This window comes from Microbulbifer epialgicus, assembly GCF_041447265.1.
Classification (GTDB): domain Bacteria; phylum Pseudomonadota; class Gammaproteobacteria; order Pseudomonadales; family Cellvibrionaceae; genus Microbulbifer; species Microbulbifer epialgicus.
Genome location: NZ_JBGMEK010000065.1, coordinates 1 through 24,059, shown reverse-complemented (window position 1 = coordinate 24,059; position 24,059 = coordinate 1). Strand labels below are relative to the sequence as shown.

At 43.0% G+C, this 24,059-nt stretch carries 18 protein-coding genes; all 18 read left to right on the top strand.

Going from position 1 to position 24,059, the window contains the following annotated elements; all coding sequences use genetic code 11:
- Positions 1–561: 561 nt before the first annotated feature.
- The 18 genes from ACCI49_RS19100 to ACCI49_RS19015 all read left to right on the top strand — a co-directional run bounded on the left by ACCI49_RS19100 (position 562) and on the right by ACCI49_RS19015 (position 23,688).
- Entirely contained in the window at positions 562–828 is a 267-nt protein-coding gene (locus ACCI49_RS19100) for a hypothetical protein (protein ID WP_371840764.1), read from the top strand.
- A 976-nt stretch (positions 829–1,804) separates the two neighbouring features.
- Positions 1,805–2,596 carry an ABC transporter permease gene (locus ACCI49_RS19095; RefSeq protein ID WP_371840763.1) on the top strand — a complete coding sequence of 264 codons (792 nt, stop codon included), beginning with the start codon at positions 1,805–1,807 and terminating at the stop codon, positions 2,594–2,596.
- Positions 2,593–3,306, top strand: coding sequence for an ABC transporter ATP-binding protein (locus ACCI49_RS19090; RefSeq protein WP_371840762.1), 714 nt, complete (start codon positions 2,593–2,595; stop codon positions 3,304–3,306). The genes ACCI49_RS19095 and ACCI49_RS19090 overlap by 4 nt, the downstream gene beginning before the upstream one ends.
- A gap of 2 nt (positions 3,307–3,308) precedes the next feature.
- Positions 3,309–4,541: a KpsE/RkpR family capsule polysaccharide export protein gene (locus tag ACCI49_RS19085; protein WP_371840761.1), complete on the top strand. Its 1,233-nt coding sequence runs from the start codon at positions 3,309–3,311 to the stop codon at positions 4,539–4,541.
- Positions 4,542–4,610: 69 nt separating this feature from the next.
- The gene (locus ACCI49_RS19080) at positions 4,611–6,245 is read left to right on the top strand and encodes a polysaccharide biosynthesis/export family protein (RefSeq protein ID WP_371840760.1); all 1,635 of its coding nucleotides are present in this window, start codon (positions 4,611–4,613) and stop codon (positions 6,243–6,245) included.
- Between the two features lie 364 nt (positions 6,246–6,609).
- Entirely contained in the window at positions 6,610–7,539 is a 930-nt protein-coding gene (rfbA, locus tag ACCI49_RS19075) for a glucose-1-phosphate thymidylyltransferase RfbA (RefSeq protein ID WP_371840759.1), read from the top strand.
- 139 nt (positions 7,540–7,678) lie between these two features.
- Complete coding sequence (gene rfbC, locus ACCI49_RS19070; RefSeq protein ID WP_371840758.1) at positions 7,679–8,227, top strand: dTDP-4-dehydrorhamnose 3,5-epimerase; 549 nt, start codon at positions 7,679–7,681, stop codon at positions 8,225–8,227.
- Positions 8,228–8,366: 139 nt separating this feature from the next.
- The gene (gene rfbD, locus ACCI49_RS19065; RefSeq protein ID WP_371840757.1) at positions 8,367–9,251 is read left to right on the top strand and encodes a dTDP-4-dehydrorhamnose reductase; all 885 of its coding nucleotides are present in this window, start codon (positions 8,367–8,369) and stop codon (positions 9,249–9,251) included.
- 67 nt (positions 9,252–9,318) lie between these two features.
- Positions 9,319–10,398: a dTDP-glucose 4,6-dehydratase gene (gene rfbB / locus ACCI49_RS19060; protein ID WP_371840765.1), complete on the top strand. Its 1,080-nt coding sequence runs from the start codon at positions 9,319–9,321 to the stop codon at positions 10,396–10,398.
- A gap of 703 nt (positions 10,399–11,101) precedes the next feature.
- A complete protein-coding gene (locus ACCI49_RS19055) occupies positions 11,102–12,268 on the top strand; it encodes a nucleotide sugar dehydrogenase (protein ID WP_371840756.1) in 1,167 nt (388 codons plus the stop codon).
- Positions 12,269–12,315: 47 nt separating this feature from the next.
- Entirely contained in the window at positions 12,316–13,281 is a 966-nt protein-coding gene (locus ACCI49_RS19050; RefSeq protein WP_371840755.1) for a sulfotransferase family 2 domain-containing protein, read from the top strand.
- Between the two features lie 27 nt (positions 13,282–13,308).
- Entirely contained in the window at positions 13,309–13,869 is a 561-nt protein-coding gene (locus ACCI49_RS19045; protein WP_371840754.1) for a sulfotransferase, read from the top strand.
- A gap of 149 nt (positions 13,870–14,018) precedes the next feature.
- Complete coding sequence (locus tag ACCI49_RS19040; protein WP_371840753.1) at positions 14,019–15,161, top strand: glycosyltransferase family 92 protein; 1,143 nt, start codon at positions 14,019–14,021, stop codon at positions 15,159–15,161.
- Positions 15,162–15,306: 145 nt separating this feature from the next.
- Positions 15,307–17,562 carry a glycosyltransferase family 2 protein gene (locus tag ACCI49_RS19035; RefSeq protein WP_371840752.1) on the top strand — a complete coding sequence of 752 codons (2,256 nt, stop codon included), beginning with the start codon at positions 15,307–15,309 and terminating at the stop codon, positions 17,560–17,562.
- Between the two features lie 248 nt (positions 17,563–17,810).
- Positions 17,811–19,544, top strand: a complete 1,734-nt coding sequence (locus ACCI49_RS19030; RefSeq protein ID WP_371840751.1) for an SLC13 family permease — start codon at positions 17,811–17,813, stop codon at positions 19,542–19,544.
- Positions 19,545–19,561: 17 nt separating this feature from the next.
- Complete coding sequence (locus ACCI49_RS19025; RefSeq protein ID WP_371840750.1) at positions 19,562–20,482, top strand: glycosyltransferase family protein; 921 nt, start codon at positions 19,562–19,564, stop codon at positions 20,480–20,482.
- Positions 20,483–20,586: 104 nt separating this feature from the next.
- Positions 20,587–22,515, top strand: a complete 1,929-nt coding sequence (locus tag ACCI49_RS19020; protein WP_371840749.1) for a capsule polysaccharide biogenesis protein — start codon at positions 20,587–20,589, stop codon at positions 22,513–22,515.
- A 111-nt stretch (positions 22,516–22,626) separates the two neighbouring features.
- A complete protein-coding gene (locus ACCI49_RS19015; RefSeq protein ID WP_371840748.1) occupies positions 22,627–23,688 on the top strand; it encodes a phytanoyl-CoA dioxygenase family protein in 1,062 nt (353 codons plus the stop codon).
- Positions 23,689–24,059: the final 371 nt, after the last annotated feature.

Sequence of the window (24,059 nt, the reverse complement as noted above, 5' to 3'; positions counted from 1 at the left end):
TTCACGGATGGAGAGGAAGCGACAACCACCGATCAGAGCGCTGCTTGATCAGACTGGCTAAACACCAGAATTGACAATAACTCAACCCCACAGAGGAATGGCAAAATATATCAAACTATCGGGAAATCGCTACCTAATGTACCACACATTTAAACAACAGCGCACAAGAAGAGCCAAAGAGCGCACCCGCCAAGTGAGCCCTGACCGGCTCAGCGATATGTCTACTGAAGTACGCAACGCGACTGGCTTGTATATCAGCCTACCTAAAATCAAACACCTCCCACCTCCCACCTCCCACCTCCCACGAGGTTCGTAGCCTCGCCTCTGATCGATTTAAGCGAGTGCGGTATGACATAAAGTCAGTGCAACAGCTAATGGCCCATAATGAAGAGCGAGTTACACAGGCTTATCAAACGGAACATAGCAATGATTATGAGGAGGTCAGCATCTTTTTGAATGAACAGGTGGCGGGCTAAACTAATGCCGGTGCCTATGCCAGCTTTACAGGCTTTGAGCCGGATCAAATTAAACCGATAAAAACTAGAGCTATAGGAACTCAATGTGTGTATCCCAAGTACTGGTATTGCCGATGTGACGTGGGATTTCCTGGAAGCAGGACAAGAAGCCCAAAGCGGCGATAGATCTGTACACATCTTTTTCAAGATCAATAAGTTGGCCGGCATTACCAATATACTGCCAGCCGCTTGCTGGACTATGAAAAGCTGCAAGAGGTTGCCGAGGATTACCCTTAATTATTCTGCCCTGCGGGTAATAGTCGGCATTGAGGTCCAGCTAGCGGTCACCATTCGCTACTTTCAGTCACGATGAAGAAGGCTGGAAGATGTTCTAGGGAGAGATTGATGGCGACACTGCCGACAAGTGTGACAGCTGCTGGTGTGGCTTGGAAAATCTGGTGTGTCACACTGATGTATGGCCGCTTTCGATACAGTAAGGGCTGCAGCATTTTAGCTCGCGGAAGATAGTTCTGTTGAAGTGATTGAGCTGTTGTGCAATCGCTAGGGTCGAATAGCATGCTCTTTGAGGACTTTGATTTGGTGTCGTTTCTTCAGGGGTAGCTAACTGTTATGGGTTCCCATGGAGTTCCTGGCTTGTTTGTGTGGAAGCTTACCAGCCTACATCTAGCTGGCCCCTTCGCAATCATCAAGAGTGTCGGTTGTTGTGTAAACCTAGGATCTAATCGGTGCTCACAGAAGGCTTCCATGAAAGGGGCTAGCTCGGCTCCCACGGCTTGCTGAAGCAATTCCTATGCGCCTCGGCGCAGAAACCCAGTCAATGGTCGGAAGTCTCGTGTCGACCTGAAAGCTCGACAACGGCATTCTTGTTCATTTTGGTGTATTCCTTGGTTGGCTGTTTAGCGGCAGCAAATCAACCTGATACGCCGCTTATTTTCAAGCCCTTGAACACCAGGCCCGGTTGTAACTCATTTTTGCTGCGACCCTAGTAGGAATCTGATTGAGAGTATCGTTTAGTAGTTCAGTATATGACGCATAAGTGTAGAGTTGGTGGGTTAGGTGTAATGGCGTGTAATTGATTTATAGTGACGATGAAGAAGAGCTAGGCTAGGATGTCGCGCCGATTGTGATGAGTGTCCACGTAGTTAGAAATATCGCTTATGTGGCAATTGTGTTTCTAGCTTTGCTGGCAAAGATAGGGGCAAAGTAGCTAGTGCTCGTTGCCTTTGATTAGGTGGTCAGCACTTCTGGGCGGAACAGGTGTAATTTTCTCAGACTCCTCTTGTGTTTGGAGTCGACAAGTTCACATATTGTAAAGAAAGTTGATTGTTATGGAGTCCTCTGCTCAGCGCTCTGTCTGGCAAATTCAGCGAGATGTGATTTACGCGCTATTGGTACGCGAGATGAAAACGCGCTTTGGCAAGTGGAAACTTGGCTACGCTTGGGTGTTACTTGAGCCGGCGCTACATATCATGGTATTGGTGGCTGTTTTTAGTTTTCTGAGGGGGGCACACTATCCTGGCGTTCCTACTGCTTTATTTATGCTGGGGGGGATAGCGCCTTTTCTTTTCTTTAGTCATTGCGTCCATAAAAGTTTGACAGCAGTAGCATCAAATCGGGGGCTGTTTAACTACCGCCAGCTAAGACCTTTCGACGCAGTATTAAGCCGTGTGTTTTTGGAGTTTGCTATTTATGTGGCGACTCTTGTGGTCTTAATGGGGGTATTTGCATGGTTTGGTATTTCAACACGCTTCAATAACTTTTTGCTTTTGGTGGTGGTCAATCTGCTCTTTTTTTTCTTTTGTCTAGGGCTAAGTTTAGCGCTCTGTGTTGTAGGGGAGAAGTTTCCCGAGCTTGCGAAGTTGATCCCCCTGCTTGTGCGGCCCTTGTATTTCATGTCTGGGGTGTTCTTCTCCTTGGAGCATATCCCAGGAGAGTACCATGCCTATTTGGTATGGAACCCTTTGTTACATGTCATTGAATTAAATCGAGAGGGTTTGTTTGCCAATTACAGTGGGATGTTTGGCAGTTTGGCCTATTTGGGGTTTGCCTCGGTATCAATGCTTGCTTTCGGTCTGCTGTGCTACCGAGCAAACTGGCGTGATTTGGTAAGAAGCCATTGATTAGATTAGAAAGCTTGACGAAATCATATCGCACCCCTCGTGGTCGTAAGGTGTTGTTTCAAAATGTCAATGCTATTTTTCCGGAGGGGAAAAATATAGGCATTCTGGGGCGTAATGGAGCTGGCAAATCAACGCTGCTGCGAATTATGGGGGGGATTGACTATCCGGATTCGGGGCGGGTGGTTACCAACCAGAAGATATCCTGGCCAATGGGGCTGGCTGGCGGCTTTCAAGGCAGCATGACTGGGCGTGAAAATGCGGCATTTATCTGTGGCATCCATGGTATTTGGGGTAGCGCAAAGCGCAGGGTAATGGATAAGGTGCAGGACTTTGCTGAAATAGGTAACTATTTCGATATGCCTGTAAGTAGTTATTCTTCTGGAATGCGTTCACGCCTTGCTTTTGGCCTAAGTATTGCTTTTGATTTTGATGTCTATTTAGTGGATGAAGTGATGTCAGTTGGTGATGCGCACTTTAAAAGAAAATGCGAAGACGTAATTACAGAAAAGCGTAAGAGTTCTTCTTTTATCATCGTGGCACATGCGATGCCGGCACTAAGGAAGAACTGTGATGTAGGTATTTACCTTGAGTCCGGAGGACTGACAATTTTTGACACCGTGGATGAAGCTATCAAGTTGTATCAAGGTGAACAAGCAAAGTCTCAATCTCCAAAGGGTGTCGCTACTCCTGCTGTCGAACTTAAGAGTTAATTATGGAAGTTAAGGATCCGCTAGTTGAAGAGCGAAAACATAGCCAGGCAAAAAATGAAAATAACTCACAGAGCTTGCGCGTAAGACTGACTAAAACTTTAAGTGCACTGTTGAATGGGGGACAGCATTCAGTATCCAGCCGTCTTAGTTTTTTAAAAGGAAGGGTTCTTTTTATTGTTATGCCTCTGATTATGGTTAGTGGCTACTACCTCTTTTGGGTTTCTGAACGTTATGTGAGTGGCACCCAGCTGATAGTGAAAGATAGTGCTTCATCTCAAACGGCTTCTCCCGCTTTAGGTTTATTAATTCCGGGTATGGGAGCTGATAATCAGGATGCCTTCTTGGTAGTGAATTATATTCAATCACTAGATATGGCGCTGTATTTGAATGAGAAACTAAAATTGGCAGAGTATTACAAGAGTACCCGCCATGACCTTTTCTCACGTTTATCGGTTGATGCGACTCAGGAAGATTACCTTGATTATTACCGAGAGCATATAAGCATCGCTCATGATGAAGTAACAGGAATTATCACAATAGAGATGCAGGCTTTTGACCCCGCTTTTGCAAAACTATTGGCTGAGACTGTAACCCAGAAATCTGAAGATTTTGTCAATGCGATAAGCAACCAATTGGCTGATAAACAAGTAGCCTTTGTAAAGAACGAAGTTGAGTTAGCACAAAGTAAGCTACGCATTGCCAAGCAGGAGATTCTGGACTTCCAAAATAGTCACAAAGTAGTGAGTCCTGAGGAGCTCACTAAAGGTATCAGCACTATTATTCAGGGATTGGAGTCGCGCTTAGCAGAGCAGCGAGCACAGCTTACTGCCGCAAAGACCTACCTCAACGCTGATTCCTCGCAGATTATCTCCATGCAGGCAGATATAGACGCTATTGAAAATCAAATAGAATTAGAAAAGGTCCGTTTGGTTGGTATGGGGGATGATGAAGGGGATCAGAAACTCAACTTCCTAGGGGCACACTTCCAAAATTTAGAGCTTGATCTACAGTTTGCGACTGATGCTTATGCAGCCTCCTTGAAGGCTTTAGAGACTGCTCGTATGGAAGCTTCTGGCAGACTTAAACACTTAATGGTGCTGACCCAGCCGTCCTTAGCTGAGAAAGCTGAGTACCCTCACAAACTATATAACCTTGCCAGTCTCGCAATAGTTCTATTAATGCTATATGGGATAGGAAAAATGCTCATTATCACTGTTCGTGAACATAGAATGTAGGGTCGTTCGTGATAGCTGGGCCGTATGTACTAGCTTGCTGGTAAATTTTCGCTTAGAAAGATTACACAAATGATTACAGGAAAAATTAAGAGCTTTGGGGTGGGCCTTGGACTATTGACCTCGGTTGCCTGTATGCAGACTACAGCATTTGAGACCCAATTAATTGATGAAACCGCTCCCTCAGAGCTATCTCAAAATACAACTCCAGTTTTTGGTGCATCATTGTTCCAGGGGGGATTTAAAGATCAGCCATTTATTGGCTTTAATCCTGACTACCAAATTACAGTCGGCGACCAAATAAATTTGCAACTTTGGGGTGCTTATAGCTTTAGCGCGACATTACCAGTAGACCCCAAAGGTAATATATTTGTGCCGGAAGTGGGTCCTGTGCACGTCGCAGGGATAAAAAATGGTGCCCTGAATGACTTTGTACTCCGACATGTGAAGCGTGTATTTAAGAATAATGTGCAAGCATATGCAAATTTGGAAGCAAGTCAGCCGGTAAAGGTATTTGTAACTGGTTATGTGAATAACCCTGGTTTATACAATGGATTTAGTTCGGACTCTATTCTTTTCTACCTTGATAGTGCTGGTGGGATTGACAAATTAAGTGGGAGCTTTGTCGATATCAAAGTTATGCGCCGAGGAGCAGAAATCCAAAAAGTCAATCTGTATAATTTCTTGGTAGACGGCATTATGCCGGCACTTCAATTGCGCAGTGGCGATGTTGTGGTAGTTGGGGCACGCAATGGTTCGGTAACTGTTGAAGGAGCAGTACAGCAAGCTGCGCAAATGGAGTTCACAGGGCCTTATACTCAGCTTGGAGAAATGTTACTTGTCACTAAGCCAGATCCTCAAGCGAATTTTGCCCGAATTACCCAAGTTGTTGATGGAGTTCAGCAGGCAAAGTACATGTCATTGACTGATGCTATGACAACACGTCTCTATCCTGGAGCACAAGTTGAGTTAGTAAGAGATAACGACATTCAGTCAATATCTATACGTGTATCAGGAGAACTCGATGGCCCGGCAACCTATGTGCTGCCCTATGGTGCAACACTAGATGAGCTTTTAGTTCAGTTGGACTTCCGTGCTAATGCTGACAGAGACTCTATTCAGCTGTATCGAGATAGCGTTGCTGAGCGTCAGCGCGCAGCTTTGAATCGTTCATTAGATGCCTTGCAAATGGAAGTTCTCACGCGCCAGCCTAATACAGACCTAGAAAAAACTGCACAAAAAGACAGTGCCATGATGATTCAGAATTTTATTGAGCAGGCTCGCAAAGCAAAACCTAGGGGGCAAGTGGTAATTGCCAATAACCCCAACGCAGCAAATATGCTGCTTGAAGATGGTGATGAGCTTGTGGTGCCACTTAAATCTTCAACTGTTTCAATTGTGGGGGAGGTTATCTTTCCAACCTCGCTGGTTTATAACAAAAAACGTACTTTGGAAGACTATATAGAGCTGGCCGGTGGATTTGCTAACAACGCTAACCGAGATGAGTTAGTTATTTTACATCTCGATGGCACTGTTAGTCGTATCGACGATAGGGATTTTGATAATCGACTAGGGAATCGTTTGCGTCCGGGAGATGAAATTATGGTTATGCCGAAGATTCAGTCGAGTGAGCTGCAAGTTACCAAAGATGTGACAGAAATACTTTACCGCATCGCTGTTGGCACTGCGGCTGTTTTATCCTTCTAGGTTGGGATATGCGTATATTAAAGATACATAAGGTTGGCTTCTTTTTTGCTACTACAATGCAGAGGCCATCTTTTCTGGATGTTCTAGCTGATAATAATAGGTGTGATGATCTGTAAGGAAAGAGCAATACAGATTCTTAATCTAGTGTGTAATTATTCACGTCGAAATTTATTTACTAGAGGTTAGATACACTGCGCTACAGGGATGTATTCACAGCGCGTCTCGAGTGCAGTGTATTCTTTCCTTCTGACCCAGTAGTACTGGATCTGTATTACTTGTTAACCATGCAGAAGCACATTGGTATTTATAACGTCAACAAAGAGTTTGCAGATTAGGGCGATCATAGAAATTGAAGGGTGGGGAAATGGTTGTGAAGGGATTTTCTGAACGGAAAGGGATAATATTAGCTGGAGGTTCTGGTACACGGTTGTACCCGTTGACAAAAGGAGTTAGTAAGCAGTTGATGGCGGTTTATGACAAACCAATGATTTATTACCCATTAACTACACTTATGCTGGCCGGGATCAGAGATATTTTGATCATTACAACACCGCAAGAGCAAGTGCTCTATCAGCGCTTGCTTGAAGATGGCGCACAATGGGGGATAAACCTCTCCTATGCTGTGCAACCATCTCCAGATGGACTGGCTCAAGCTTTTATTATTGGCCGGGAGCATGTAGGAAATCATAATAGTGCTCTCGTATTGGGTGACAATATTTTTTACGCTCATAGTTTCAGTCAAACACTTCAGCTGGCAGATTTTAGGTCGAATAGAGCTACTGTCTTTGGTTATCGCGTAGCGGACCCTAGAGCTTATGGAGTAGTAGAGTTTGATGAGAAAGGAAAAGCTATTAGCCTTGAAGAAAAGCCAGATAACCCAAAGTCTAATTATGCAGTTACTGGCTTATATTTTTATGATAAGCAAGTTTGCGATATAGCGAGGGATATCAAGTCCAGTGCTCGTGGCGAGTTGGAAATTACTGATATTAATAAGGTGTATCTAGAGCAAGATCTCTTGGACGTAGAGTGCCTTGGGCGTGGTAGTGCTTGGCTGGATACTGGTACACACGATAACTTGCTAGACGCTGCACATTTTGTACAAACTATTGAGCGCCGCCAAGGTCAAAAAATAGCTTGCCCAGAAGAAGTCGCTTACCGGAAAGGATTTATTAGTGCTGAAGAGCTGGAGGCTCAAGTACAACCTTTAATGAAAAGCGGCTACGGTAAATACCTTATGCAATTATTGATGGAAAGCGGGGAAATTTCATCGTTAAGTAAACGTAGATACGCTTAATATGTAGATAGCTCAAAAGCGCAGAACTGGACTATTTTAGAGCTAAATCGGAGCATTGCCTATGGGTGGGCAACTCCATCATTTTTACTTCAAAGTAGTAGAGTGTTGATCTTCAACTTTAGCAAACATTCAAAGCAGTATGAATATTATCGAAACAAAAATTCCTGATGTAAAAATAATTGAGCCAAATATTTTTGGAGATGAGCGAGGCTTTTTCTTTGAGTCTTTTCGTGATGATATTTTTAATTCAGAGTGTGTGAAGCGAGTTTTTGTACAGGATAACCACAGTAAATCATCACAAGGAATTTTACGAGGACTACATTATCAGACTGAGCAGACCCAAGGTAAGTTGGTACGTGTAATACATGGCGAAGTTTTTGATGTTGCTGTAGATTTGCGAAAAAGCTCCCCCACTTTTGGGCAATGGGTTGGAGTGTGCCTCTCTTCAGAAAATAGACGTCAGATGTGGGTACCGGAGGGTTTCGCTCATGGTTTTTATGTGACTAGCGAGTGTGCCGAGTTTGTATATAAGTGCACGAATTATTACGCACCAGAGTACGAAAAGTCCCTCCTTTGGAACGATCCAGACTTAGGAATTGCCTGGCCTCTTGTTGATGATCAATTACCTCAATTATCACAAAAGGATCGCGACGGAAGTAATTTTGTGGATGCTGTGTACTTTGCCTAAAAAACTTAGTAAAAGATTTCTTTTATAGGGTAATTGTTATTTCACTTTGTGCAGAAAACCTCATCTGTCAAATCACTTTAAATTTCAAAAGCTGCGGTGTAGCTAGGTCACCGTATTAGTATTATTCGGGCAAATTGGAATGGCAAATAAGAAAATTCTTATCACTGGAAAAAATGGTCAGCTAGGGCGTGAGCTTCAAATCCGATGCCCTATAGGGATTGAAGTAGTAGCTCTAAACCGCAATGAGCTGGATGTTTCTAATAGCCATGCTGTCCAAAAAGTCATTCGGGAGGTGCGACCGGATATCATTATAAATACAGCCGCTTATACCGCAGTCGATAGAGCTGAGCAAGAACCAGAGATCGCTTATACGATTAACTCAAAAGGTGCAGAGAATCTTGCCAGGGAATGCAAGAAGTTAGATATTCGATTTATCCACGTATCTACAGACTTTGTTTTTGATGGGAAAAAATCTACGCCTTATACGGTAAACGACCAAGTAGTGCCTCTTGGTGTGTATGGTGCAAGTAAGGCTGAAGCAGAAGCCGTTATTCAAGAATTGCTGTCAGATGCGATAATAGTTCGAACATCATGGGTTTATGCCGCTCACGGAAACAATTTTGTTAATACGATGTTACGATTAATGTCCGAGAGAGAGCAGTTGGGCGTAGTGGCAGATCAGGTTGGGACGCCAACTTGGACAGGCACTCTTGCAGAAATTTTATACAGATTAGCAGAAAAACAAGATGCAGTGGGTATTTACCATTGTACCGACCTGGGCGTGGCCAGCTGGTATGACTTTGCGGTGGCAATATTTGAAGAGGCAAAACTCCATGGGCTGCTTCCTCAAGAAAAAAAATTAGTTATCAATGCAATTGCTACCAGTGATTACCCAACACCAGCGGAAAGGCCAGCATACAGTGTCCTAGACAAAAGTAGGCTGCTTAGCGAACTGGGGATTGAGTTAAAAAATTGGCGAGAATCCCTCAAACAAGCTTTTTCAACTAAAGCTGAATTGCATTAAGTAATTTATATAATTAATTGCACCATGCGTCAAACTTAAAGATATTGTGATTAATAGTGGTACAAAAATGAAAAACTTATTGGTAACTGGTGGCGCTGGATTTATAGGTGCTAATTTTGTGCATTATTGGGTTAAAACTTATCCACAGGATACTGTGGTGGTTCTAGATGCATTAACTTATGCAGGTAATCTGTCGAATTTAGATCATGTTAAGGATAGCCCTAATTTTATTTTCTATCATGGTGATATTTGTGATACTTCTTTAGTGGAGACTCTTCTTAAGGAGTATCATATTGATACCTTAGTTCACTTTGCAGCAGAAAGTCATGTGGACCGTTCTATTAGTGGGCCTGATGCATTTATTGAAGCGAATATTGTAGGGACCCATAGTTTGCTAAAAGCAGCAAAAAAAACTTGGTTGAAAGAAGGGCTTAATAAAGAAACACATCATTTCCACCATGTCTCAACGGATGAGGTGTACGGTACCTTAGAACCTAATGATCCAGCATTTAGTGAATCCACGCCGTACGCACCCAATAGTCCTTACGCCGCTAGTAAGGCTGCATCAGATCACTTGGTACGTGCATACCACCATACATACGGGTTAAAGGTAACTACTAGCAACTGCTCAAATAATTATGGTCCCTACCATTTTCCAGAAAAACTAATTCCTCTAGTTATAACCAATATCCTACGAGATTTGCCATTACCAATATATGGCGATGGTCAGCAGGTCCGTGACTGGCTCTATGTGGAGGACCATGCTCGTGGTATTGACTTGGTAATTAATAAGGGGCAACTAGGCGAGTGTTATAACATTGGTGGGATCAACGAGTGGACCAATATCGATATTGTTAGACTAGTTTGCGAGCTGATGAATAAGGAGTTTACTGGGGACTCGGTATTTGCCGAAAAATATCCTCAGGCGCTATCTGCTATAGAAGGCAGGGCACAGGAGTTGATAACTTTTGTGCGGGATAGAGCTGGCCACGATCGCCGTTATGCTATAGATCCTCAAAAATCCAATACTGAGTTAGGTTATCAACCACAGGAGAGTTTTGAGACGGGTATCCGTAAGACGCTCAAATGGTATTTGGAAAATGACGGCTGGTGGAATTCCGTAATGGATGGAAGTTACCAGAACTAGATTTTTGCTCAGTATGAACGGAATTAACGGGAAGAGGTAATGGGGCTGATACTGATAAAGGTCTATAAATCGATCTGAAGGATTAAAATTTCAAGGGGCAAACACTACATGTAATGAAAAACACTGATAAAAACATCTAGCACATTGAGTTAGTTCCAGAATAGTTCTTATTTTTTAATTGAGTAGGAGGTGTGGTGAATGAAAAATTTTGATACTTGTAGGGCATTTATTAAGACGCCAAGAGTGATCCTTATTTACGCTCAAGAGCTAAGAGATTTTCGATAAGTCCATAAATTATATGTTTCTGGAAAAGGCAGCTGGCGCTGCAGCGGCTCCCATGAATGTGTAATTAGGTGGTGCTCGGTTTTCTGGGATATCTACAGGGAAATATCAAATAGAAGTCGAAAGACGATGAGAATTTATCCCGCGGAAATTACAAATCGAGGAATTCTAATAGTTATTATGTCGATACTGGTGGGAAAGGAATGGTTGTGTGTACATCTTCTGGGAAAGCCTGATAGCCATGTAGTAAAGGAGGATTTACAGGCTATGTTAGAATGCTTGGAGATAGGTTTATTTAAATAAAGTTCGATGGGTGTGCTTATAAATAGCTTATGTAAAGTTGAAGCACAGTTACTTTTTTGAGTTGAAATAGAGTGTTGAAGTTTAGTTGTGGTCTTCATAGGTTTCGTAGATAAAGTTTATGAAAATAGTAGTGGTGGGTACAGGTTACGTTGGACTTTCTAATGCGGTATTACTTGCACAGCATAACGATGTTGTTGCTGTAGATATTTCGGCAGATAGAGTAAATTTAATTAATGATAAAATTTCTCCTATTTTGGATGATGAGATAGAAAGTTTTTTGGCTGGAAAATCTTTGAGTCTAAGGGCTACCGTGAATAAAGAGCGTGCCTACCGCGATGCGGAATTTGTGATAATTGCTACACCTACAGACTATGATCCAATAAAAAATTACTTCAATACTAAGTCAGTAGAGTCGGTGCTTCATGATGTGATAGCTGTTAATCCTCAAGCGACAATGATAATAAAGTCCACGGTTCCCGTAGGATTTACTCAGCGAATGTGTGAAGACTTAAACTATGAAAATATCTTTTTTTCCCCTGAATTTTTGCGAGAAGGTAAGGCGCTTTACGATAATTTACATCCTTCTCGTATTGTGGTTGGTGGGCTATCTGAAAAAGCAAGGGAGTTTGCCAGGTTGTTGATGCGGGGGGCTAGAAAGAGGGATTCCCCGATTCTCTTTTGTGATTCTACTGAAGCGGAAGCAATTAAGTTATTTGCGAACACATACTTGGCTATGCGAGTTGCATATTTTAACGAGCTAGATACCTATGCAGAAAGTCATAACTTGGATACTCGTCAGATTATCGAGGGGGTAGGCTTGGACCCCAGAATAGGTATGCACTATAACAATCCATCATTCGGCTACGGCGGATATTGTTTACCAAAAGATACTAAGCAACTTTTAGCAAATTATCGTGATGTACCAAATAACTTGATATCTGCCATTGTGGATGCAAATACCACCCGAAAAGACTTTATCGCTGAGTCGATTATCAAAAAGAATCCTAGGGTTGTTGGGGTATACCGACTCATAATGAAGGCTGGATCTGACAATTTTCGTTCATCTTCAATTCAAGGAGTTATGAAGCGTATTAAAGCGAAAGGAATTGATGTAGTAGTCTATGAGCCTGTTATTGAAGATAATAATTTCTTTAACTCTCCAGTTATAAGGGATTTGGAGGAATTTAAGCAAATATCTGATGTGATTATTACTAACCGAATTTCAGACGAATTATCTGATGTAAAGGGTAAAGTTTATACCCGCGATATTTTTGAAGCGGACTAAAATTTTAGTTCTGAATTGCATCTCGATATCTATCTAAGGTGATTTTTGTGGTGAAGCCTATAGTGTTTGTACATATTCCTAAAACTGCTGGAACTAGCTTTCGTTGGGGGGCTGATTCTTTTTTTGGTAAAGAAAACGTCTGTCGAGATTATGGTAAGAAGTCGCTAGAAACCAGCGTGATTGTTAGAGATTGGCTTTCTAGTGAGAAAGATGGTTGGATTTTTGAAAGAGAGTTTATAAGGCAGGGCTACCAGTTTTTAACTGGCCACTTTAATGCTGCAAAGTACATCGATATATTTGATGCTGGGAGAGTGATTACCTTTTTGCGTGATCCGATACAAAGAATTGTCTCTGAATATAATCATATTGTAAGAAATACAGGCAACGAAGTAAGTTTTGAGAGCTTCTATCGAAATCCTGAATATATCAATCGACAGCTTCGTCTTGTAGGGCGAAGAACTTGGACAGAATTTGGCTTTATTGGATTTGTGGATGCTTATCAGGAGTCTTTATCTTTGCTTAACCGGAAATTCAATATCGAGATTCCTTATCTACATAAGAATATAGCTAAGAGTGAAAGGGTAGAACCACAGCTACTTTCAGCAGAACAACTGCTGGAGCTGCGGAGTCTTAATGCAGAGGAACTCGATTTTTACGATCGTGCCCGTATCCAGTTTAATTGGCGCATTCGCCTTGCTAATGCTGATCAAAGTTTTGTATGTGGTTGTGTTACCAAGTTTGAGGCAGGGAGGCTAAAAGGCTGGGCGGTCTCTGAGGATGTAGATGAAGCGGTATTGGTACAACTCAGAGTAGGTAAAAGGGTAGTGGCTGAATGTAAGGCCAATGAGTACCGGCCTTATTGTAAGGCTCGTGGCCTGGGACGAGGGGGATTTGTAGGGTTTTCCTTGGAGGTTTGCGATGTGGTAGGCCCTGACGATGTAGAATGTGTTGTGGCGAGTACAGGGCAGCCCTTACCATTCGTAGATTTTGACTGGACACTTCCTAGTATTTAATAGGCTTTCTTAAGTTTGGTATTTTGTATGAAAGTATTTCAGATAGGTTTTAATAAGTGTGGTACAACAAGTTTGAATCACTTTTTTTCACGCAATGGCTACAAAGCTATCCACTGGGATTATGGGAATTTAGCTCTAAAGCTTGAAGAAAACTCTCAGCTGGGACGACCACTGCTGAGTGCTTATGAAGAGTATAATTTCTTCAGTGATATGGAACTGGTTACTTCCGAGCGATGTCTATATGCCTTTGAAAAATACTTCCAGGAACTGGATCGGCAGTACCCTGATTCTTATTTTATTTTAAATACTCGTCCTGTAGATAAGTGGATAAATAGCCGATTAAAGCATGGTGGTGGAAGCTATCTGAGACGTTTTCAAGATATTTATTCTTGTGATCGTGAGGAGGTTATTCTCCACTGGAAACATGAGTGGTATAGACATCACTCTACAGTACTTCAGTATTTTTATGGACGTGAGAATTTCCTTTTATTTGATATTGAAACAGACGGTGGAGATAAGCTAAAGAGTTTTATTGGTTGCACAGAGATTAATGCTTCGTATTATGGTCATACTCACAAAACTGCCTAGTAGTGTTATTAGTGAGTCGATAGTAGTAATTAGAATCTGGTATTTGCAATAATTCCGCAAGTGCTCCTAAATATATACATATTTTGTAATTACCTATTAAACTGTGTTAGTGACGTGTTGACACTAAAAAGTGCCCTGTTGGAGTGAGAATGAAGCTTGGAATCGCTGCAATTTTTAAAAATGAATATGACTATATCTTGGAGTGGATTGCCTATCACAAGTTGATGGGAGTCGATAACTTCTATATCGCAGATAATGTCAGTGACGACGGCTCTTCCCAGTTACTTGAAGCGCTAGATTATCTAGGAGTAATCAAAAGAGTCCATTTCCCTAGGGTGGGAGATGTTGGACCCCAGGTACCCGCCTACAACCATATTTTAAATTACTATGGAGGAGAGGTAGACCTTTTAGCTTTTATAGACGCGGATGAATTTATTGTCAGTACAAATGAATTGAGCCTAAAAGAAAACCTGGCAGCTTTTCATGCTATTGAGGATGCCGGTGCTTTGGCACTTAATTGGCGTAATTTTGGTTCATCTGGGCATAAAGTACGGAGTGCTGGGCCGGTTATCGAACGCTTTAGGCGAGCATCGAAAAAAGACCATGACTTCAATCGCCATATTAAGACAATTTTGAAACCTAGTATGGTTCAAAAAATGAACATACACGAGTGTACTCTGAAGTCCGGCGGCTATTATTCAGGTAATCTGGAACCCACCAAATTCGAAAATGGCGCCCCATCGGAACCAAAAACAGTAGATGTTCAATATAATCGAGTACGCATTAACCACTATGTGGTTAAGTCTCGCCAGGAGCATATCATCAATAAACAGAGGAAAGGGTCTGGCGCGGGCAGTGCTGGTAGACAAAAAGGCGAATCTTATTTCAGGGCTCATGACTTGAATGATGAGCTAGATGATATTATGTCCAGCTTCGTTGGGGATGTGAAACTGGTGATCAAAGAGGTGGGTGAACAACTGGAAACAAAATCTCCCTATCTTTGCTATGGAAAGGCTGTGGTGAATGTGACGCCAGAAATCATCAGCGGTTGGGCTATATCAGAATTTGAAGGGCCTCTAAAAGTTCGCTTATTGATAAATGAACAAGAGCATTTAGTTAAGGTTGATTGCCCGCGGCCGGATGTCCTTAGAAAGGGAATTTCTAGCCATTTAAACTGTGGTTTCCGATATAAGCCGAGTAGGGTATTAACGCCTGAAGATAAGGTCGAGGCATATATATACGGTACGTTTTTAAGTGCAAAGGTACATTACTCGTTTGAGTCCGTTTCTTAGCGCTTTATATCGATGATATTTCTTACTGCTAACTTAAACATATATTAAACAATATGAGTCTATGTTTGATTTCATTTCAGATAGATTTACTACAATTATTGAGGGGCTATGTCCCTGAAAACATGGAATAGATAGGCCAAATACCGTGGTTAAATTTATAAAATCCCTTTTTAGTATCGATTTGCTCTCCGATCTTGTACCAATTGTCGATATTGAGCCTGTTGATGGAGGTGGCGAAGAGCTTCATTGGCGCTCTCTTGGTATAGATCCACAATTTTCTTTACCTAAAGGTTGTCTTCGACGGGGTTGGTACATGTTTGAGTTACGACTTATACATAACCGAAGTAGCGCGAATGCGAGCCTTTATGTGAATACAGGCTCTGGCTTCAGTGAGGAAGAGCGCTATTCGTTGAGCTGCATTTCTGAACGAATAGTAAAGCGAGTCCTATATTTTCCAAAGGGTGTACAGGAGCTTCGTTTTGACCCGATGGAAGAAGCTGGATTATTTAGTATCGCTCAGCTGCGGTTAGTACCTCTGATGCCTAGATTTGCATATAGTTTGCTTGCCAAGCGTTTGATAGCCAAGCACCCTCGATTCAGGAAGTTTAATAGGGGGGAAGTGTTGGCGAATCTAAAAAATGAAGCTATAGAGCAGGGGGGCAATTGGGTTGATCTTGGTCTCTCTTATTATGCACAAACGTTTAGTCGCAAGTGTACGGGTTTGGAATATCAGGAATGGATTGATCAGGTCGAGGCGTTGAGATTGCCCAAGTCGGAGCCAGTAACTGATACTGATGGGCCATTGATTTCAATTATCCTGCCGACTTACAACACGGAGGTCACACTACTTCGCGACTGTATCAATTCGGTACTGGCGCAGTCATACTCTAATTGGGAGCTTTGCATAGCCGATGATGCCTCTCCAGAGTCGGAGGTAAAGGCATGTCTAGAGGAGTACCAGTCACTTGATCCCCGTATCCAAGTGGTATTCCGGAAAGACAACGGACATATTTCGGCAGCGAGTAATAGTGCCCTCGCGCTGGTAACGGGTGAATATGTCGCTTTGCTGGATCACGATGATACACTCGCACCATACGCACTGCAGAAAATTATCGAAGCTATAGCTGATAACCCTAAGGCACTACTACTCTACAGTGATGAGGACAAAATCGATGAACTGGGCCAGCGTTTTGCTCCCCACTTTAAGTCGAATTGGAATCCAGACTTGCTGCTGTCACAGAATTATATCTGCCATTTGACAATATTAAAGGCCGCACTTGTTGAGAATGTGGGGGGCTTCCGTCTGGGGGTTGAGGGTAGTCAGGATCATGATTTGTTGCTGCGCTGTATGCCATACTTGAATGCCGATAACGTAGTGCATATTCCAGAAATACTATATCACTGGCGGGCAATCAGCGGCTCTACTGCGCAGGCGGGCAGTGCGAAAATTTATGCTGAGACAGCAGGGCTGAGAGCAGTGAGTGATTATCTGAAAAGTCAAGGATTGCAAGCTGCTGCAGTGCCAGGTACAGTCCCAAATAGCTATCGGGTGCGTTGGGCTATACCTGAACCTGCTCCGTTAGTTAGTCTGTTGGTACCTACGCGGGACGGGGTCGATATTCTAAAGCCTTGTGTAGAAGCGATTTTGTCTAAAACAAACTATCCGAATTTTGAATTGCTGATTTTAGACAATCAGAGTAGCTGTGAGGCCACTTTGCACTTTCTAGAAGAGGTAAGCGCTTCCGATTCCCGGGTCACTGTGCACCGCTGGAACCATCCATTTAACTATTCTGCAATCAACAATTTCGGTGTTGAGCTCGTAAAAGGGGAGATTATTGGGCTGATCAACAACGATATCGAGCCGATTAACGACGACTGGTTGAGTGAGATGGCGGGCCAAGTGTTAAGGCCCGAAATTGGTTGTGTAGGAGCCAAGCTCTATTATCCCAATGATACCATCCAGCACGGCGGCGTAATCCTTGGAATCGGTGGTGTTGCGGGTCACGCCCACAAGTATTTCAATCGTAATGAATACGGTTATTTTTCACGCCTGCACTTAGTACAAAATCTCTCGGCAGTAACGGCGGCTTGTCTACTGCTACGCAAAAAGGTGTTCGAGGAAGTAGGAGGCCTGAATGAAGAAGATCTAGCCGTATCCTTCAATGATGTGGACTTATGCCTAAAAGTGCGAGAGGCAGGTTATCGCAATCTATGGACCCCTTACGCAGAGCTCTACCATCACGAATCGGTTTCTCGTGGCGCTGATGACACGATGATCAAGCGCCGTCGGGCGCAGCGAGAGGCTGAATACATGCGCAGCCAATGGGGGGATCTGCTAGATAAGGATCCAGCGTATAATCCCAACCTGACTTTGGTGCATGAGGACTTTTCATTAGCGTAATTGTTGGAGGGTGTGGTATTTCGGTTGCTATGCCTTCGCGACTCTGAGTTACTGGAAAAAATGAGACTTGGTATTTGGTGCAGGCTGAATTCATGTGTTTTTTCAGAAATGCTGTAGACTTCGCTCTCTACGTCAGAGAGCGGAGGCTCGGCGGTATAATTGCGTCGGATTTGGCATAAGCCGCCTTTGCCAAAGTTGTGGACAAAAACAACCACTTGCATCGGTAACCAGAGCGACGTCCTGACCTTATGACTCTTCCTCAATTATTTATCGCTGGCATCTTCGCCCTAGTTATCGGTTTGCTGATCTTTACGCGCTTCCGGCCGTCCTTAGTATTCGCCTCGGCCGCAGGAGCATGTTTCTTAACTGGGCTGGTATCTGTTGAGTCAGCGTTACAGAAGGGCACTAACCCAGGCCTCGTGACATTGGTCGCATTATTGTTGGTATCGGTGGGGCTGGAGAAGGCTCGTTGGTTGCGAGTGATGTCAGGAGGGCTGATCAAGGGCTCCCTCAAGGCCAGTCTGGTGAGGCTTTCCGCTGCTACGGCATTGAGTTCGGCTTTTCTAAACAATACGGCGGTGGTGGCAGCTCTTGCATCTAGTGTTAAAGGGCAGCGGCATTTGCCACCTGCCAAACTTTTGATGCCGCTATCTTATGCAGCCATTCTTGGAGGGACTCTTACCCTGATAGGGACTTCCACTAACCTGATTGTCAATAGTTTTGTGCTGGATCGTGGCTTGCCAGGCCTGGACTTCTTCGTCTTTATACCAGTAGGGTTGGCTGCAACTTTAGTAGGGCTGACTGTACTGTTGCTGTGTAATCGTTTGCTTCCTGAGGGGAGCGTCACTGAAGAACCTATAACCGAATATCTGTTGGAAGCAGAAGTAGTGGAGAATTCCCCTCTTGACGGTAAGAGTATTGAGCAGAACCATTTACGTCGCCTGGAGACTTTCTACCTGATTGAAATAGCGCGTGGTGACCAGGTAATCAGCCCCGTGGGGCCGTCGGAGATAATTCGTTGTGGAGATAAATTAATCTTTAGCGGTGATGTACGTGACCTTGGGCGTCTACAAGATATAGCAGGCTTACGCCTATTCGCGCTGGAAGATGAGAAACTTGATCTAAATCTTACCGAAGTGGTGATTACTCCAAGTTCCAGTATTCTTGGACAAACCCTAAAAAGCTGCAAATTTCGTACCCGTTTCGATGCAGCAGTGGTTGCTATGCGTCGCGGTGGTGACCGCCTGTCGGGTAAGCTTGGTGAGATAGAGCTACGTGCGGGAGATGCTTTATTGTTGGCGGTAGGGCAAGACTTCCGGCACCACTTAAATATTGATAAAAACTTCTATGTCATCAGCGGGACAAAAGTACGTCGTGAGCTGTCCAGGCGAGACAATTGGTTGCTGGGGCTGGGGTTTAGTGCAGTAGTGGCCGGAGCCGCTCTTGGATATTTCTCATTACTAAAGGGATTAGTGGTACTACTTGGCGGTATGATTGGTTTGGGTATGGTGTCGACAACTGAATTGCAGCGACGCTTTCCATTCCAGATTTGGCTGATTATCGCTAGCGCGCTCGTGTTGGCTGAAGCCTTTTCAGGTAGTGGCCTAGCGGATGCGTTAGCCAGAGGATTACAGGGCTTACTTGCTGACTGGGGGCCATTAGCCGGCTTAGTGGGTATTTTTATACTGACTTTAATACTCACTGAGTTAATGACTAACAATGCTGCTGCAGCCTTGGCTTTTCCCTTGGCGTGGAGTTTGGCAGAGAGCTTCGGGGTCAATTGGATGCCTTTTGTAATGGCGGTAGCTTATGGTGCTAGTGCCAGCTTTTTAACCCCTTTTGGTTATCAAACCAATCTGATAGTGCAAAACCTAGGGGGATACCACTTGCGAGATTTCTTGCGCGCAGGCTTACCCCTCACTATTGCCTATTCAGTAACCGTTATAATACTACTGCCAATCGTATTCCCTTTTGAGGGTTAATGTTTTTGGAATCTGATTTGAGCCTTACCAGCCGTTGGTTAATCGTAGAAGAGGGGCCAAATCCCTCTACCGACTATTTTATTTTGCCGTTTCTCACTGATATGAGAGTTAGTGTGGAGCGTGTTAATTTTCATGAGCTGGCAAATGAGGAGAGATTGCAAGATTCCAATTTAATATTTGTTCGTTATCTGCCGTTCAAGTGGCAATCTCTTCTTAATAAGAACCTTGAAAAGATCTCCGGAATATATTTCTTTATAGATGATGATTTATTTGATTGGCAGGCTTTTTCCTCTATGCCATTTCGGTATCAAGCAAAGATTTTCCGATATAGCTGGTTAAGGCAACGATGGCTAAAATCTGTTGGAGCTCAACTCTGGGTGTCAACTCATTATTTACAGAATAAATATGTTAAATGGGCGCCTAAATTAATAAAGCCTAAACCTTTGATTGATAGCACTGAATCATGTCTGACTGTTTTCTATCATGGTTCGGCATCTCATCAAGAGGATATTCAATGGTTGCGTCCTGTTATTCAGGAAGTTCTTAAACACAATCCCAGGCTAACATTCGAAGTAATTGGAAATGCAAGTATAAATCGTCTTTTTGGTAGTATGCCACGTGTACAGGTATTGCATCCAATGAACTGGCCAAATTATCTGTCCATGCTGCAGAAGCCAGGTCGTACTATTGGCTTGGCACCGTTGTTGGACTTACCTTTTAATAGAGCCAGATCCCACACTAAATTTTTTGATATTACTCAAGCAGGTGCTGTGGGTATTTATGCTGCCGGCGATATTTACGAAAAAGTGGTATACCATCGTAAAAATGGGTTATTACTAGCCATGGATCCAGCATTATGGGTAGATGGCATTCTTAGTTTGGCAGAGGATGATGCACTAAGAGAAAGTTTGTTGGCTGAGGCAAAAAAATGTCTATAATTGGCCACTGTTCTTTAGGCCTAAGCCGATTTCGTAATCTCGAGAATTTTCTTGAGAGCCCTTGTCAGTATGTCTTATTTCGGCCTGCGAGCTCAACAGAGTATATGATTGGCTGGGGGCTTAAAGCAACTGCAATAAAGGCAAAGAAAATCGCCGCTCGGGTCAATCTTCCTTTTATTAGTGTAGAAGATGGATTCTTACGCTCTCTGGGGTTGGGAGTTAATGGTGCATTAGCACATAGTTTAGCAGTCGATAAAACGGGAATTTACTACGATTCTTCCAAGCCTAGTGATCTGGAAACCTTGATACTAGAAGCGGAGTTTTCCTCTGAGGAACTAGAGCGTGCAGAGGAGGGAATGGAGCTACTGAGGACTCATAAGCTTTGTAAATATAATCAATCTATAGACTCCCCATTTGAATTCTCGGGAAAGCGTGCAGGAATCTTGGTCGTAGACCAAACTTTTGGTGATGTTTCCGTTCGGGCTGGGCAAGCGTCTGAGCGGCACTTTCGGGAGATGTTAGAGGCTGCTATTGAAGAAAATTCCGAAGCTGAAATCTTTATCAAGGTGCACCCTGATGTCATTGCAGGGAGGAAGCGAGGGTACCTCTGGGAGCTGGCCTCAACGAGAGGCTGTAGGATTATTTCTGAGAACTTTTGTCCTTGGTCAATATTTGATCAGGTAGATAAAGTATATGTGGTAACTAGTCAGCTCGGCTTTGATGCTTTAGTCGCTGGAAAAGAAGTACATTGTTTTGGATTACCCTTTTATGCGGGGTGGGGGTTGACTAAGGATCGGCAAAATATAGGGCGCCGCAATGTTAACCGAACTCTGTCTCAAGTGTTTTTTGCCGCATATTTACGCTATTGCCGATATATTAATCCATATACAGGCCAGCGCTGTGAATTTGAGGACACGGTCGCGCTTATTGGTGAACAAAAAAGACAATGGCAAAGATTTCAAGGTTCCTGGGTAGGAGTGGGATTTTCTCCCTGGAAGAAGAGCTTTATCCCCAGTTTTGTTGGAGCCAAGCGCAACCTTACATTTGTAAGAAAGCAGAAACAGATAGCTCACTTCCCTGAAAATACTAATATTTTTATATGGGCAAGCCGAGTTACCGACTCCCTATATAAGGATGTAAATCAATCGCGCCAAAATCTTTGGCGTGTAGAAGATGGGTTTCTACGCTCTACTGGATTAGGTGCAGATCTGGTTGCCCCAATTTCCCTGGTTTTTGATGCTTCCGGCATTTACTTTGATGCCAGAAGCCCGAATGATCTTGAAACTATTCTGAGTGAAACTGCTTTTAGTGAGCCGTTACTAAAGAATGCTAGAGATTTACACTCAAAGCTGTTATGCAAAGGGGTCACTAAGTACAATATAGGTGGTGAAATTAGTCTGCCAGCCTCTACAGGTAGGCGTATAATTCTAGTTCCAGGACAAGTAGAAAGTGATGCGTCGATTGCGCACGGTTCCCCAATTATAAAGAGTAACCTGTCTCTTCTTAAGCATGTAAGAGAGGCAAATCCGGATGCTTATATTATTTATAAACCGCATCCAGATGTCGTAGCTGGGGCTCGCCATGGAGCTTTACCTAAAGATTCAGAGTTAATTTATGACACATTTATAGCTGATGGTGATATATCTTTGCTCCTAGATCAGGTTGATGAAGTGCACACCATGAGTTCGCTGACCGGTTTTGAAGCATTGTTGCGCAATATAAAAGTTGTAACTTATGGGTTGCCTTTTTATGCTGGTTGGGGGTTAAGCGAGGATCTCCTACTTTCCAAAAAGAATTTTGCGGAGAAAGATTTTGAAGATGTTAGAGCACGTCGAAGCCGCAAACTGAATTTACATCAATTAATTGCTGGAGCTCTGATCCTTTATCCTATTTATGTGGATCCTAGATCTGGTGATTATATAGATGTGAGTACTACTATTGAATTGTTTGATAAGAATCGATCTCGTGAAAAGAAAAGTAGTATTTTTCATAAGGTTTTTTGCTGGTATCGGAGTAAGTTTTTGCGTTATTGATCAAGATTTTATTGTATTCGCTGCATTTTTGTTTATTGTGATCTAGTAAAGTTTACATTGGCATGCTGTGTATACGCAGCTGTTAGATGAGGTTTGTGGTTGGAGGGAGTTATGTTGCAACCCATATTAAGCCTGACATGGAAGGTTCCAAAATGGCTGTTTGAGGTAATTAGCTGGGGGAAAAGCTTTAAGAGTAATCCTATCCTAGGCAATTATGTGCTTAATCGTTGTGGGCTACATGTATTTAGAGTACTGGTGGCTCACTTGCTTTTTAGGTTTCGTTTATTTCTTCTTTCTCCCCTCGTTCCTTCTCATTACCGACGGGAGTTTATTGAGAATGGGTACATTCTAATCGAAAACTTCTTACCTAAAGAAGATTTTTATAAACTATCTGGGGAGCTTAATAGATTTGAGGGGCCGGTTAGGGAAATTGTCGAGGGGACAACAATAACTCAAAGAATCTTTATGGATTCAGAACAAAGGTCTAGGGCTCAAGAGCTTAAAAAGCTAGTGGAGAATCAATTCCTGAATCATTTGATGCGATTTTGCTCATCAAAAAATCGTCCTCCTTTATTTTATATTGAAAATCTATGTAATCATGCAAATGTACATCCTCGGCCGGATCCTCAGCGTGATCTTCATGTAGATACTTTCCATCCCTGTGTTAAGGCGTGGTTATATATAGATAATACGAGTGATGAGAATGGTTCCTATGTTTATGTTCCTGGCTCACATAGGCTCACTTGGAAGAGGCTTAAGTGGGAGTACAAGGAAAGTCTTGAAGCTTGTAAAAAAGGTGAAGATCGGTCTTCAGGGCGGTATTGGGATGGGTCTTTTCGGGTGAGTAAGGACGATCTTGAGGAAATGGGTTATGTTGAGAAAGAATTATCTGTACCTGAAAATACCTTGGTAATCGGTAACGTTTATGGTTTTCATCGCCGAGGAGTTGCACTTAAAAAATCAAATCGTATGACAGTTTGGATGCAAGCTCGGAATAATCCATTTAATCCATTGTTTACACCTTTCCCTAAGGCCACTGCCAGAGCGTTTGAAGGTGTTTGGAAAAAGGCTTTAATTAGGCTTGATCGGAGAAAAATTGAAAGTGGCGAACAGCGCAATTTTTTTGGCTATTTATCTAGGGAGTATTCGAGGAAAAGCACCGATTCTAAGTAGCTTATAACTGTTTATTTCAGATGATTACGTGATTTTAGGGAGCGACTGTATAATCTAGGTCAAAATTGCTAACGTTCAGTTGTAATCTTGGCTACGAAAAATTTTGATATGATATTTTACTGACATATTCGCCCTCCTTCTCCTTATAGTATGACGCGCTCTATATGTTTACAGGGCCTAGTTCGAAAATTTAAATAGTCGACCCTGAAAAAAGTCGCTAGGCCTTGCGGTACTAGGACTACGTGGATATATGACATAGCCATTTCGACCAGTTTTCGCTATTCTGATCCAAATTTCTGGTCGAAATGCTCAAGGATAATGATGCTCACGGACACCGATCAGTACCAACAAACCAGCTTTTTTGGCACCGA

Coding starts and splice junctions, on each gene's coding strand:
- ACCI49_RS19030 (WP_371840751.1), top strand. CDS start 17,811: ATGACTCTTCCTCAATTATTTATCGCTGGCATCTTCGCCCTAGTTATC.
- rfbB (WP_371840765.1), top strand. CDS start 9,319: ATGAAAAACTTATTGGTAACTGGTGGCGCTGGATTTATAGGTGCTAAT.
- rfbA (WP_371840759.1), top strand. CDS start 6,610: ATGGTTGTGAAGGGATTTTCTGAACGGAAAGGGATAATATTAGCTGGA.
- ACCI49_RS19015 (WP_371840748.1), top strand. CDS start 22,627: ATGTTGCAACCCATATTAAGCCTGACATGGAAGGTTCCAAAATGGCTG.
- ACCI49_RS19040 (WP_371840753.1), top strand. CDS start 14,019: ATGAAGCTTGGAATCGCTGCAATTTTTAAAAATGAATATGACTATATC.
- ACCI49_RS19085 (WP_371840761.1), top strand. CDS start 3,309: ATGGAAGTTAAGGATCCGCTAGTTGAAGAGCGAAAACATAGCCAGGCA.
- ACCI49_RS19055 (WP_371840756.1), top strand. CDS start 11,102: ATGAAAATAGTAGTGGTGGGTACAGGTTACGTTGGACTTTCTAATGCG.
- rfbD (WP_371840757.1), top strand. CDS start 8,367: ATGGCAAATAAGAAAATTCTTATCACTGGAAAAAATGGTCAGCTAGGG.
- ACCI49_RS19080 (WP_371840760.1), top strand. CDS start 4,611: ATGATTACAGGAAAAATTAAGAGCTTTGGGGTGGGCCTTGGACTATTG.
- ACCI49_RS19045 (WP_371840754.1), top strand. CDS start 13,309: ATGAAAGTATTTCAGATAGGTTTTAATAAGTGTGGTACAACAAGTTTG.
- rfbC (WP_371840758.1), top strand. CDS start 7,679: ATGAATATTATCGAAACAAAAATTCCTGATGTAAAAATAATTGAGCCA.
- ACCI49_RS19020 (WP_371840749.1), top strand. CDS start 20,587: ATGATTGGCTGGGGGCTTAAAGCAACTGCAATAAAGGCAAAGAAAATC.
- ACCI49_RS19095 (WP_371840763.1), top strand. CDS start 1,805: ATGGAGTCCTCTGCTCAGCGCTCTGTCTGGCAAATTCAGCGAGATGTG.